We start from the raw sequence: 13,032 nt of genomic DNA on the forward strand, positions 1-13,032 counted from the left end.
CCAGAAAGAGAAATACTCCATGTCCATGCGCTCCCATTACTGCGGTCTGGTGACCGAAGCCTTGTTGGGTCAGACCGTCACCTTGTGTGGCTGGGTCAACCGTAGGCGTGACCATGGCGGCGTGATCTTCGTGGACCTGCGCGACCGTGAAGGTTATGTCCAGGTGGTCTGCGACCCGGATCGCCCCGAGATGTTCAAGGCCGCCGAGGATTTGCGCAACGAGTTCTGCGTGCAAGTCAAGGGTCTGGTGCGCGCGCGTCCGGCGGGCACGACCAATGACGGTCTCAAGAGCGGCAAGATCGAGGTGCTGTGCCACGAGTTGACCGTGCTCAACCCCTCGGTGACACCGCCGTTCCAGCTGGACGACGAGAACCTGTCCGAGACCACGCGCCTCACCCACCGCGTGCTGGATCTGCGCCGCCCCTACATGCAGAACAACCTGATGCTGCGCTACCGCGTGGCGATGGAAGTGCGCAAATTCCTCGACGCCAATGGCTTCATCGACGTCGAGACGCCGATGCTGACCAAGAGCACGCCCGAGGGCGCGCGCGACTACCTGGTGCCCAGCCGCGTGCACGACGGCATGTTCTTCGCCTTGCCGCAATCGCCTCAGCTCTTCAAGCAATTGCTGATGGTGGCGGGCTTCGACCGCTACTATCAGATCACCAAGTGTTTCCGCGATGAGGACCTGCGCGCCGATCGTCAGCCCGAGTTCACGCAGATCGATATCGAGACCTCCTTCCTGACCGAGCAGGACATCCGCGACATGTTCCAGGGCATGATCAAGACGGTGTTCCAGAACGTGCTGGGCATCGACCTGGGCGAGTTCCCGGTCATGGCGTATTCCGAGGCGATGCACCGTTTCGGCTCCGACAAGCCTGACCTGCGCGTCAAGCTCGAATTCACCGAGCTGACGGACGTGATGAAGGACGTGGACTTCAAGGTGTTCTCCACGCCAGCGCAGACCAAGGGTGGTCGCGTGGTTGCCCTGCGCGTGCCAGGCGGCGGTGAGATGAGCCGCGGCGAAATCGACGGCTACACCGAGTTTGTCAAGATCTATGGTGCCAAGGGGCTGGCCTGGATCAAGGTCAACGAGGTGGCCAAGGGCCGCGATGGTCTGCAATCGCCCATCGTCAAGAACCTGCATGACACCGCGATCGCCGAGATCCTCAAGCGCACGGGCGCGAAGGATGGGGACCTGATTTTCTTCGGCGCGGACAAAGCCAAGATCGTCAACGACAGCATCGGCGCGCTGCGCATCAAGATCGGCCACAGCGAGTTTGGCAAGAAGAGTGGCTTGTTCGAGGCCCGTTGGGCGCCGATGTGGGTGGTGGACTTCCCCATGTTCGAGTACGACGAGGACGAGCAGCGCTGGAGCGCCGTGCACCACCCGTTCACCGCGCCCAAGGACGGTCACGAGGATTGGATGGTCACCGACCCCGAGAAGTGCATCGCCAAGGGCTACGACATGGTGCTCAACGGCTGGGAAATCGGCGGCGGCTCGGTGCGTATCCATCGCGCTGACGTGCAGGCCAAGGTGTTCGATGCGCTCAAGATCGGCCCCGATGAGCAGCGTCTGAAGTTCGGGTTCTTGCTGGACGCGCTCCAATATGGTGCGCCTCCGCACGGTGGCTTGGCCTTTGGCTTGGACCGGATCGTCACCTTGATGACCGGCGCCGAATCCATCCGCGACGTGATCGCCTTCCCCAAAACCCAGCGTGCACAGTGTCTGTTGACCCAAGCGCCGAGTCCGGTGGACGAAAAACAGCTGCGGGAACTCCATATCCGCCTGCGCAATCCGCAGGCGGCCTGAACCCCTTCCAAATCATCGCCCTGCTTGGGCGTTGGCCGGTCCCGATCGCCCTTCCCATGAGGTGATGAGGGCATGAGCAGAACGGTGTTGGCACGTAAAAGTGACAAATGCATGGCAAAAGGCGTCTTCGGACGCCTTTTTTCTTGGTGCGCCGGCATCGCCTGAGTGGGCATGCCTTGTGCATGCATGGCGTCTCGAAGGAGGGAGTCGGAATGGATGCAAGTGCGCCCCTGCCAAGTCGGCTGGGATTTACTTGCAAGTTCAAGGAATTGGACCGATGCCCCCCATCACTATTAGCATGCTGAATCACTTAAGAAAACCCAGGGAGGGGTTTCATGTCATCCACCCACACCTTGCCCGCACCGGAGCAATGGTTGCGCTACATGCCGAGCGTCGAGCGCCAGCGTCAGGAGTTGCGCCTCGTCGAGAACGCTTGGGATCATCTGTCCTTGCTGTCTTCCCTGTCGCTGCTGTCATCGAATGCGTCGTCCGGCGGCGATCTGGCGCGCGCACGGCAGGACTTTTCCTCGCTCTCCATCGAATTGATGCATGGGCTCGCTGCCGAGGCCGTGCACAACTGCGTCGACGACCTCAACAGCAGGGCTCAGATTTGCATCGATGTGCTGGTGCGCAACCTCTTTGAGCGGACCGCGGACATCGGCTTTTTCTCGACCGACGTCGTCCTGGCGGACTTCCTTTGCACGCCCGCGCCGCAGCGCCAGCCGGAGGTGATCGCCAGCCGCCTGCGGCAGTACGCCAGCAAGTACACCGTGTACGACAACATCTACCTCTTCGATGCGCAGTGCCGGCTCGCGGCGGTCCTGCGTGAGGGGGAGGGCCTGTCCCTTGGCGAGGAGGCGGGGGGCGACGATGCGGACTTCCTGCGGCAGGTCATGGTCAGCGATGCGCCCCACACCGAAGACTATGCCGTTCGCGCCTATACCGGCTTGCGCCATCCTGCCCTGACCTACGCCCATCGGGTGGAGTCCCAAGGGCGCGTGGTCGGCGTTGTCGTGCTGGTCTTCAAGATGTCGGATGAAATGCCAGCCCTATTCCAGTCCATCCAGGGCAACGACCGTGAACATGGCGGGGATGTGGTGCTTGCCTTGGTGGATGGGCACGCAAGCGTGCTGGCTTCCAGTGACACGCACCAACTGCCCTTGGGCTGGCCCGTGCGCTGGGAACTGCCGCCTGGGCAGGCGTCAGGCGCATTCATGCTGCAGCATTTCAGCCGCAGGTACCTCGCCGTCGTGCGTGAGGCGCGCAGTTTCCAAGGCTACGCCGGTCCCGGCTGGCGCGGCCTGGCCATGCTGCCTCTGGACGTTGCGTTTGACGATGCCGCCGCTTCTGAACACAGCGCGCTGACCCAGGAGTTGGCTGGCAACGCGGATTTCCTGTCCGCCGAGCTGCGTGAGATTCCCCGGCGCTCGGTGGCCATCCAGTCGGCGCTGGAGCGCTCGGTGTGGAACGGGTTGCTGGAACTCAACCAGATGCAGGAGGGGGCGGGTCGCACCGAGGCGGCCGCGCCTCGTGACTTGTTGTTCGCCAAAACCTTGCTGTCGGAGATCGGTGCCACGGCCCGCAAGACCGCGCGGGCGTTTTCCGGCGCGCTGGAGGATCTGTACGGCGTGGTGACCCGATCGATCCTGCGCGACGGCCAGAGCCGCGCTGATCTGGCCATGCAGATCCTGGATCGCAACCTGTACGAGCGCGCGAACGATTGCCGCTGGTGGGCGCTGACCCCGCAATTCAGTGAGACCTTGGCTGCTGGGCGGGTCGGTTGCGAGCAAGCCACCCGGGTGCTGAGCGACATCAACGCGCTCTACACCGTGTACAGCAGCCTGGTGCTGTTCGATCGACAGGGGCGCGTCATGGCGGTGTCCAACCCCGCACAACAGGCCCTGATCGGCACCGTCTTGGACGAGGAGTGGGTGACGCGTTGCCTGCGCCTGTCCAGCGCGCAAGAGTATGTGGTCAGCGCTTTCGCTCCCAGCCGCTTCTACGACCTTGGCCCCACCTTCATCTATGCGGCGGCCGTGCGTGACGTCAAGGCCACCAGCGGCCACAATGCGGGCATGAATCTAGGCGGCATAGCCATTGTCTGGGACGCTGCGCAGCAACTGCAGTCGATCCTCCAGGACTGCGCCGAGGGCGGCGGCGAACGTGACCTCCTGGCGTTCATTGACAGCCGTGATCAGCTGGTGCTGGCGCAGGGGCACCCGGATGTCCAGGCCTTGTTGCAAGGCGATGGCGCGATCGAATCCTGCCGCACGGGCGGACGCATGGTCAGTCTGGCGGGGCATTTGCATGGCGTGGGGGTGGCGCGGGGCGCGGGCTACCGCGAATTCCGCGCCCAGGACGGCTATGACCATGGCCTGAGCTGTCTCGCTTTGCGACACCTGTGTGAGCGCCGGCCGGCACGTGCGACGGTGCCCATGGTCCAGACCCAGGGCGCGCGCGTGGACACGGCGCAGAGGGTGCAAATGGCGACCTTCATGCTGGGCACGTACTGGCTGGGCATAGACGCGGCACAAGTCGTCGCTGCCGCGCCCGATGTGACCGCTCGCGGTGCAGGGCCAGCGCGCCCGCCTTTCCTGGGCCTCGCGCCCATCGGCCATCGCGTGTGTCCCCTGTTGGATCTGCGCTCCATCGTGCGCAACGATGCCGCGCTGGCATCGCCCCATGGCTCGCGCGCCGATCCCGAGCAAGTCGCTGACGCATCGGAAGCACTGCAGGGCCGAGCCTTGCAGATGCAAAGGGAAGCCGATCCGGACCGGCAATTGATCATCGTGAAGGTGATATTGGATGACGGCGGGGAGCGCGAGTTGGCGCTGCGCGTTGACGCGCTGGGCCCGATGCTTGACCTCGACCGGCGTCAATTCCAGCCAGTTGGCTTTGGTGGGCAGACCGCGCTGATCGACGCGGTCATCGGCGTGCCGGTGACGGCCTCCCAGGGCGGTTCGAGGCCTTCTGGCATGCTGTGCCGCCTGTCGTCCACTTGGCTCCAGCAGTGCGCGGCAGGTGCGCTGGAGCCATCCGCTCAGCCCCAAGACCTGGACGCCTTGCTGAAGGGGCACTCGGCGCCGGCACGCTCAGGTTTGAAACTGTCGGTGAGCTGACGGACGGCGACGCTCACTCCGCTTGCACCAGGGCCGCACGATCATGGACCCAGCCTATGGCAGAAGTTTCAAGATTCCACAGTCCGTGCTGGTGGTCATCCATACCCCGGCGCTTGAGGTGCTGCTGATCCAACGCGCGGATACGCCCGACGCTTGGCCGGAGTATTGGCAATCGGTCACGGGCTCCAAGGACCATGTGGACGAGCCCTACGCCGTGACCGCCTGGCGCGAGGTGCAGGAGGAAACAGGGATCGATGCCTATCAGTGGCCGCAGGGGCTGAGGGACTGGGAACTGGAGAACGTGTACGAAATCTATCCGTGGTGGCGCAAGCGTTACGCACCGGATGTGACGCACAACACGGAACGCCTGTTCAGCCTGTGTGTGCCTGCCGGAACGCCGGTCAGGCTCTCACCCCGCGAACATCGGGCCTACCAATGGCTGCCCTGGCGAGAAGCGGCCCAGGTTTGCGCTTCACCCAGCAATGCCGAGGCTTGCCTGCTTTTGCCACGCTTCGCGCAGTCCGTCGGCGGCCTCGGGCAGAAGTCGTGAAAAAATGCGGGCCATGCCGCCCGCCGTCCGCCCAAATTCTGCCGAGCCCACTGCCGGTCTCCAGGCCATGACCTTGCGGGTGGCCACTTACAACATCCACAAAGGGGTGCTGGGCTTGGGCCCGCGGCGCCGCCTGGAAATCCACAACCTGAGCCTGGCCGTTGAACAGCTCGACGCGGACATTGTCTGCCTCCAAGAAGTCCGCAAGCTCAACCACCGCGAGGCCGCCCATTTCAGCCGCTGGCCTGAGTTGCCGCAGGCTGATTACCTCGCGCCCGAGGGGTATGAGGCCCTCTACCGCACCAATGCCTACACCCGACATGGTGAGCATGGCAACGCCATGCTGTCACGTTGGCCGGTGCTGAGCGCGGGGCACGAGGACATGTCGGACCACCGTTTCGAGCAGCGTGGCTTGCTGCATGGGGTGGTGTCCGTGCGGGGACTGAGCGTGCATGTGCTGGTCGTGCATCTGGGGCTGATTCGGGCCAGCCGCGTGCGTCAAGCCGCGCAACTGGACCAATACATCCGCCGCGAGATTCCCCACGAAGCGCCGCTGATCGTGGCAGGAGACTTCAACGACTGGGGCGAGCGTGTCCATCGGCATTTTGAACGCATGGGCTTGCAGACCTGCGAACCGGCGGCGCACCCCACTTTTCCCGCGCGGCTGCCTCTGGTGCAGTTGGATTACGTCTATGTGCGGGGGCTGACGCCCTTGCGCGTGATGGTGCCGAGGGGACGCGCCTGGTGGCGCATGTCCGACCATCTGCCGCTGATCGCCGAATTCTCCCTGCCGTAATGAGGTCGCAGCCGTGTCGCCCGTGACGCAATCCAGGCGGGGCCTGAGTCCGCTGCGCGAATGGGCCATCCGCCGACGCGCAACCCAACGTGCCTTGCGTCGTCTGGTGCGCCGCGCGGCCCGTCTGGTCACCACTCGTCCAGGTCATCGGGTGCATTTGTTGCAAGGCGGGGCGGAACTGTTTCCCGCCATGGTCGAGGCCATGGACGGCGCCCAGCGCGAAGTCCGGCTGGAAACCTACATTTTTTGGCAAGACGATGCTGCACGCCTGATCGTGGATGCCTTGGTGCGTGCCGCAGAACGCGGCGTGTCGGTCTCGCTGCTGGCCGATGGCGTCGGCACCCCCCAACTGCCCGCAGTCTGGGCGAGCCGCTTGAGCGTCGCGGGAGTGCGTTGGCGCTTGTACAAGCCTGGTGGACCTTGGTTGCGCTGGCTGTCCTTGCTTCGCCCGAGCCGCTGGCGGCGGCTTCATCGCAAACTTTGTCTGATCGACGGGGAAATTGCGTTCTGCGGTGGGATCAACATCCTTGACGATCGTATGGACCCCAATCACGGCCCTCTCGAGGCGCCGCGTTTTGACTTTGCCGTGCGTGTGCAGGGGCCCCTGGTGAGCGTGGCACGCGAGGCCATGATGCAGATCTGGCGGCGCTGGCAGCCAGAAGACTGGTTGCGCGATGAGCGCGGCCACCGGCATTTGACGAGGCGTTTGGAGTCGGGTGCGAAGGCCACCGCGCAACGTGCGACAAGCGCGCCCCGTCCTGTCGAGGCGCCGGGCTCGGCGCGCGCGGCGCTGCTGCTGCGCGACAACCTCTTGCACCGCAGGCACATTGAGCATGCCTACCGCCGTGCGATACGTGCAGCGCGGGAGGAGATCATCATCGCCAATGCCTACTTCCTGCCCGGGCGCAAGCTGCGGCAAGCGCTGATCGAGGCGGCCCGGCGCGGGGTGCGCGTGCGTTTGCTCTTGCAGGGGCGGTATGAATACTTCATGCAGTACCACGCCGTGCGCACTGTCTACGGCTCGCTGCTGGCGGCGGGTGTGGAAATCCACGAGTATTCGGCGAGTTTTCTGCATGCCAAGGTGGCAGTCATCGACGCGACCTGTCGTCAACCGGGCGTGACTCCCTGGGCTACCGTGGGATCGTCCAATTTGGACCCACTGAGCCTGCTGCTGGCGCGCGAGGCGAATGTGGTGGTGGAGGATGCAGCCTTCGCCACGGAACTGCGAGAGCGTCTCCTGGAGGCCATGCGCAGCGGTGGGCGTGGGGTTGTGACCGACGACTTTGCGCGCCGGCCATGGCGTCAGCGCTTCCTCGACCGATTGGCGCTGGGGGCGGTTCGTGTGGCTTTGTTCCTACTCGGGCAGAAGTATTGAGCCCCTGATAGGATAGTCGCATGACTTCCTCCCTCATCACCGCAGCCTTGTCCACGACCCGCCCCAGCACCGACGAGGGCGTGCCGGTTTCCGTCAAGATTCGCGAGCGCGTGAAGGCCGCCAACCATCGTTTTCATGCCAACGACAACATTGCTGAATTCATCCAGCCCGGTGAGTTGGAGGCATTGCTGGACGAGGTGGAAGCCAAGATGCAAGGCGTGCTCGACAGCCTGGTGATCGACACGGTCAATGATCACAACACCGAGAGCACGGCGCGCCGCGTTGCCAAGATGTACCTGAACGAGGTCTTCAAGGGGCGCTACTTGCCGTCGCCGCGCATCACCGAATTTCCCAACGCGGAGCATCTGAACGAGCTCATGATCGTTGGGCCGATCACGGTGCGCAGTGCCTGTAGCCACCATTTTGTGCCGGTCATTGGCCGACTCTGGATCGGTGTCATGCCGAACCAATCCACCAACGTCATTGGTTTGTCGAAATACGCGCGCCTGGCCGAGTGGGTGATGAGCCGGCCTCAGATTCAGGAAGAGGCCGTGGTGCAACTCGCCGACCTGATCATGAAGAAGACCCGGCCCGATGGACTGGCCCTGGTGATGGAAGCCAATCACTACTGCATGTCGTGGCGTGGCGTGCGTGACATGGACAGCAAGATGCTGAATTCCGTGATGCGCGGCGTCTTCCTGAAGGACGCTGTCTTGCGACAGGAGTTTCTGTCCTTGATTCCCCGCCAGAAGTAGGCGGGGAGGCGGTTCGAACCGGGGCTGCCTTGAAATTCCCAGCGCAGGTTGCGCTCCTGGTCATCGCTCTGCTGCTGGCAGGTTGCGGCACGCCCCAGCTTTTCTACGACAGAACCGAGCTGCGCCACGAGCCCTTGCCAGAAAAGCAGGTGCGCGAACTTCCCGAGGAGATTCTGCGTCGCCTTGATGGACGCCGCGCTGTCTGGGTGGATGTCGACGGCAAGGAAACACCGCTGAATTCGGCAACTCTGCAGATGCTGCCCACGGCCGAGCTGGGCGCTTTGTGGGCCGCCGTGTTGCTGGGCCGTACCGGTGGTGAATACGACATGCGCATCCACGTCGCGGGCAAGGGGGCGGCGCCTGTCTCCGTGCTGATCGGTGGAAACGACAGCCTGCGCATTCTTTCTTCAAGGGGGGACGCGCCTCGAGAGGTGGCTTTGACGGAAGCGAGAATCCGTGAACGCTTCGGCTTGCAAAAGAGCTTTCGAGGCGAGTGGAGTGAGACTGAACGCCAGTCACTGACCGAATCACTTGCCTTGCTGCTGCCGGAGGAGTTGTCCGTTCTGCGCACGGTGCGCTTCGAGCGCAGCCAGCGCGATTTGGGACGCGACAAGGCCGCGCGGTACGAGCTGGATGGCTGCCAAGCACGGATCACCCTCTATCCCGCGGGCGCCGGTTTCAACCGCTTTGTGTTCGTGGGCGACATTACCGCGCCGCGTGACGCCGTGCTGTTCCCCTTGCTTCACGAGATTGGTCATGCGGTTGAACGCGCCCCCGCGCGGCACACCCTGTGCGCGGCGGAAAGCCTTCGGATCGCGGCTGAAAAGTACCGCAGTGACGCCTGGCGGCTGCGGGATCAGCCTGCGCGCTACAACATGCTCATCCGCCGGCACGATGATTTGGCCCGCCGCTACGATGAACTGATTGCCGACGCCGAACGTCTGCGCAACCCGGGCCCGGTCATCACGGCCTATCTGCAAGCGCTGGCGGGTTTACCCCCGCCGACGGACTACGGCCGTGAATCCGTGCAGGAATCCTTCGCCGAATCTTTTGCTCTGTTCCATGCCGATCCCAAGGCGCTGTTGCGAGCACGTCCCGCCCTCTACCGATGGTTTGCCTCCGGGGGGCATGTGAAGGCGATGAATGCGGCCATCCCGAGTGGAACTGCGGAAACCGAAGACGCGGGTGGCGAAGATTCGCCCTGGTGAGATCCATGAGATCCATGCCGCGGGCATGCGAACGAGGCCCGCACTTGGCGGGGGCTTGCAAGATCCGTGGTGTGCTCAATCCCCTGAGCCAGGGCGCAAGGCTGTGTCTTGCAGCTTGCTGGCCACTTGGACCATGGCCAGCGCGGCCGGGGCGCCAGGCATGGCTTGCATCAGCAATTGCCGACGCATCACCGCCTGTCGCACGGCCGGGTCACTGGGAATGTCGCCCAGATGGATCAGGCGGCCGGCCTCCGATCCCGCAGCGGAGCCCTCCGTCCCCTCGGCACCTTCCTGCACCACGAAGCGCTCCACCACCTGTTGCAGCTGCATGGTGATGGCGCGGCCATCGCCAGGGCGGCTGGCTTGGTTGACGATCATGTGGATGCGGGGTCGACGTTGCTGATTGACCAACACCTTGATGGTCGCGTAGGCGTCGGTCAGCGAGGTCGGCTCTGGAGTGGCGACCAGCACCACTTCGGAGGCTAGCGAGACCGCGAACAACACCGCGTCGGAAATGCCCGCGCCGGTATCCAGCAGTACCACGTCATACCGTGGTGTCAGAGAGTTCAGTACCTGGGTGAACTTCTCGCGCATATCGGGTGTCAGGCGGGCGTATTCAGCCATGCCCGAGCCGCCCATGAGCACCGAGAAACCGCCAGGCGCCGGCACGATGGCCTGTTCCAGCTTAGCCTTGCCAGTGAGCACATCATGCAGGGTAGTGCGAGCGTAGAGGTTCAGCACCACGTCGAGGTTCGCCAGTCCCAGGTCGGCGTCCAGCACCAGCACCCGCAGGCCGCGCCGCGCGAGGGCGGCCGCCAAATTGGCGGAGACAAAGGTCTTACCCACGCCACCCTTGCCGCTGGTCACGGCCAACACCCTGCCATGCCCCTGTCCGTGGGTCGGTAAGGCCCGTGACAGCGGCTTGGTGGACGAAGCGGTGGGTGCCGCAGGCGCGCGAGTTGTAGACACCGGCAAGGATTGGACAGGGTTGGGGTAATGTAAGGAACGGTAAAGTCTATCGACCCCACAGAGATGCTGGGCCGGAAAATACCGAGGAGGAAAGCCTGTAAATCAGGCTTTCAGATGCCGCTCGCGCTCCCAAAAGCTGAAAAGTAGGGTTTGAGCGTGGACCGTGTCGCGTTCTTCAAGCGTGCGGCAGCCCACAGACCGGGCAAGCGGGGTTGCGAGGCACTTGCACCTCGTTCCAGCGCATGCGCAGGCCATCCAGCATCAGCAAGCGGCCGGTCAATGGGGAGGGCGTTTGCGAATGCGCGGCGGTCGACGTAGCCATGAGCAGTCGCAAAGCTTCTGCGGCCTGCATGGCGCCGATGACACCCACGAGGGGCGCGAAGACACCCAGGGTGGAGCACAACACTTCCTCGAATGCCTCGCGGGGGTCAAAGAGGCAGGCATAACAAGGCGCGTCCGTTTGGCGAGGGTCAAAGACCGCGATCTGTCCGTCGAAACGTATGACTGCACCTGAAACCAGGGGTTTACGGGCGCGCACGCAAGCGGCGTTCACGGCCTGCCGGGTAGCGTAGTTGTCACTGCAATCCAAGACCACGTCCGCCTCGGCCACCAGCGCTGCGAGCAGCTCGGGATCAGCGCGCCGTGCCACGGTGCGCACATGCACACCTGGATTGAGGAGTGCCATGGCGGCGGCGGCGGAAGTCACCTTCGGGGACCCCACGCGCTCGGAGCTGTGGGCGATCTGCCGCTGCAGATTGGTGAGATCCACCTCGTCGGGGTCTACCAGCGTGATGTGCCCAGTGCCGGCGCCGACGCCCGCAGCCGCCAAATACAGCGCGGCGGGAGATCCCAGGCCGCCTGCGCCAATCAGCACGGCTTTGCCGCTCAGGATGCGTTCCTGGCCCTCGACGCCGATTTCGTCCAGCAGGATATGCCGCGAATACCGCAGCAGCTCGTCATCGGTCATGAACTGAGCCGAATCAGTTTTCTTTGGGCTCGTCCTTGCGTTCGGCCAGCGTCTTGCTGACCATCACCGGGCGGCCCTTGAGCTGGTTAAGCGCCTGCATGAGTTGGAAGTCTTCCGCGCTGCCGTATTCCGGCAGTTTGCGCTCGGCCGGCGGCTTCTTGGCTTCTTCTTCAAGGCGCTTCAAAGCCGCATCGCGCGCCTTGGCGCGTTCGTCCTGCTGGCGTTTCTCTTCCTTGCCGTCCCCGTTGGACAGGTGCTTGTCCAGATCTGCCTCGCGGGTGCGCAGGGCGGCAAAAAGATCCCCTTCGGGTGTTTCATCCACCAGCACGTCCGGCAGGATGCCCTTGGCCTGGATGGAGCGACCCGAAGGCGTGTAGTAGCGGGCGGTGGTGATCTTCAACCCGGTATCGGGTCCCAGCGGGCGCACGGTCTGGACCGAACCCTTACCGAAGGTTTGGCTGCCCATGAGCGTGGCGCGTTTGTGGTCCTGCAGGGCGCCGGCCACGATCTCGCTGGCCGAAGCGGACCCTTCGTTGACCAGCACCACAAGCGGCACCTTCTTGAGGGCCTCGGGAAGGCGCTTGAGCGGATCTGCGCCGCTGCGGCGCAGGTAATGCTCGGGCGAGGCCTTGAAGGTGTACTTGCTCTCCGCCAACTGCCCGTCCGTCGACACCACGGTCACGTTCTCTGGCAGAAAAGCGGCGGAAATCGCCACGGCCGCGTCCAGCAATCCACCCGGATCGTTGCGCAGGTCCAGCACCAGGCCCTTCAGATTGGGCTCTTGCTTGTAAATGTCGCCAATCTTCTTGACGAAATCCTCGACGGTGCGCTCCTGGAACTGCGACAAGCGCACCCACGCGTACCCCGGCTCGATCACCTTGCCCTTGACGGACTGGGTCTTGATCTCCTCGCGCACGATGGTCACGGGGAAGGACCGGTTTTCGTCCTTGCGGAAGATGGTCAGGATGACCTTCGTGTTGGGCTCGCCGCGCATGCGCTTGACAGCTTCGTTCAGCGTCAAACCCTTCACGGCGGTGTCGTCAATGCGGGTGATCAGGTCGTTGGTCTTGAGGCCCGCGCGATCGGCTGGCGAACCTTCGATGGGAGAAACGATCTTGACCAGTCCATCCTCTTGCGTGATCTCGATACCCACCCCCACGAAACGGCCCGATGTGCCTTCGCGGAATTCCTTGTAGCTCTTCTTGTCGAAATACTGGGAATGCGGGTCCAGGCTGGACACCATGCCCGAGATTGCGTCGGTGATGAGCTTCTTCTCGTCAACGGGTTCGACGTAATCGGTCTTGATCAGACTGAAGACAGCTGCCAGCTGCTGCAGCTCTTCCAGCGGCAGTGGGGCTGCAGCGTTGCGCGCGACGGTTTGCAGCGACACCGTGGTGAGCGCGCCCGCGAGCACGCCCAACGAAACCCAGCCTGCGATTTTCAGTTTTTGCCCCATGGTAGGTGCCCGAGGAATAAGGAG

At 63.7% G+C, this 13,032-nt stretch carries 10 protein-coding genes; 7 read left to right on the forward strand and 3 right to left on the reverse strand.

Translation table 11 applies throughout. The annotated features are described in order from the left end of the window. Positions 1–19 precede the first annotated feature (19 nt). The 7 genes from aspS (at position 20) to ACLBKS_RS11415 (ending at position 9,616) form a co-directional block, all read left to right on the forward strand. Positions 20–1,813, forward strand: coding sequence for an aspartate--tRNA ligase (gene aspS / locus ACLBKS_RS11385; protein ID WP_410192919.1), 1,794 nt, complete (start codon positions 20–22; stop codon positions 1,811–1,813). A gap of 335 nt (positions 1,814–2,148) precedes the next feature. Beyond that, a complete protein-coding gene (locus tag ACLBKS_RS11390; RefSeq protein ID WP_410192920.1) occupies positions 2,149–4,932 on the forward strand; it encodes a cache domain-containing protein in 2,784 nt (927 codons plus the stop codon). Positions 4,933–4,975: 43 nt separating this feature from the next. Next, complete coding sequence (gene nudB / locus ACLBKS_RS11395; protein ID WP_410193046.1) at positions 4,976–5,482, forward strand: dihydroneopterin triphosphate diphosphatase; 507 nt, start codon at positions 4,976–4,978, stop codon at positions 5,480–5,482. Between the two features lie 13 nt (positions 5,483–5,495). Next, a complete protein-coding gene (locus ACLBKS_RS11400) occupies positions 5,496–6,278 on the forward strand; it encodes an endonuclease/exonuclease/phosphatase family protein (RefSeq protein WP_410192921.1) in 783 nt (260 codons plus the stop codon). A 22-nt stretch (positions 6,279–6,300) separates the two neighbouring features. After that, a complete protein-coding gene (gene clsB, locus ACLBKS_RS11405; RefSeq protein WP_410192922.1) occupies positions 6,301–7,653 on the forward strand; it encodes a cardiolipin synthase ClsB in 1,353 nt (450 codons plus the stop codon). A gap of 20 nt (positions 7,654–7,673) precedes the next feature. Continuing rightward, positions 7,674–8,408 (forward strand): GTP cyclohydrolase I, encoded by a 735-nt coding sequence (gene folE / locus ACLBKS_RS11410; protein ID WP_410192923.1) that lies wholly within the window; start codon positions 7,674–7,676, stop codon positions 8,406–8,408. A 29-nt stretch (positions 8,409–8,437) separates the two neighbouring features. Beyond that, positions 8,438–9,616: a hypothetical protein gene (locus ACLBKS_RS11415; RefSeq protein WP_410192924.1), complete on the forward strand. Its 1,179-nt coding sequence runs from the start codon at positions 8,438–8,440 to the stop codon at positions 9,614–9,616. 75 nt (positions 9,617–9,691) lie between these two features. Here the strand turns inward: ACLBKS_RS11415 and ACLBKS_RS11420 are convergent, their stop codons facing one another. The 3 genes from ACLBKS_RS11420 to ACLBKS_RS11430 form a co-directional block, all read right to left on the reverse strand. Continuing rightward, positions 9,692–10,585, reverse strand: a complete 894-nt coding sequence (locus tag ACLBKS_RS11420; RefSeq protein WP_410192925.1) for a MinD/ParA family protein — start codon at positions 10,583–10,585, stop codon at positions 9,692–9,694. Positions 10,586–10,760: 175 nt separating this feature from the next. Continuing rightward, a complete protein-coding gene (locus ACLBKS_RS11425; RefSeq protein WP_410192926.1) occupies positions 10,761–11,552 on the reverse strand; it encodes a HesA/MoeB/ThiF family protein in 792 nt (263 codons plus the stop codon). A 13-nt stretch (positions 11,553–11,565) separates the two neighbouring features. Further along, positions 11,566–13,008 carry a S41 family peptidase gene (locus ACLBKS_RS11430; RefSeq protein ID WP_410192927.1) on the reverse strand — a complete coding sequence of 481 codons (1,443 nt, stop codon included), beginning with the start codon at positions 13,006–13,008 and terminating at the stop codon, positions 11,566–11,568. Positions 13,009–13,032: the final 24 nt, after the last annotated feature.

It is taken from the genome of Hylemonella sp. W303a (assembly GCF_046452315.1).
Lineage (GTDB): Bacteria > Pseudomonadota > Gammaproteobacteria > Burkholderiales > Burkholderiaceae_C > Hylemonella.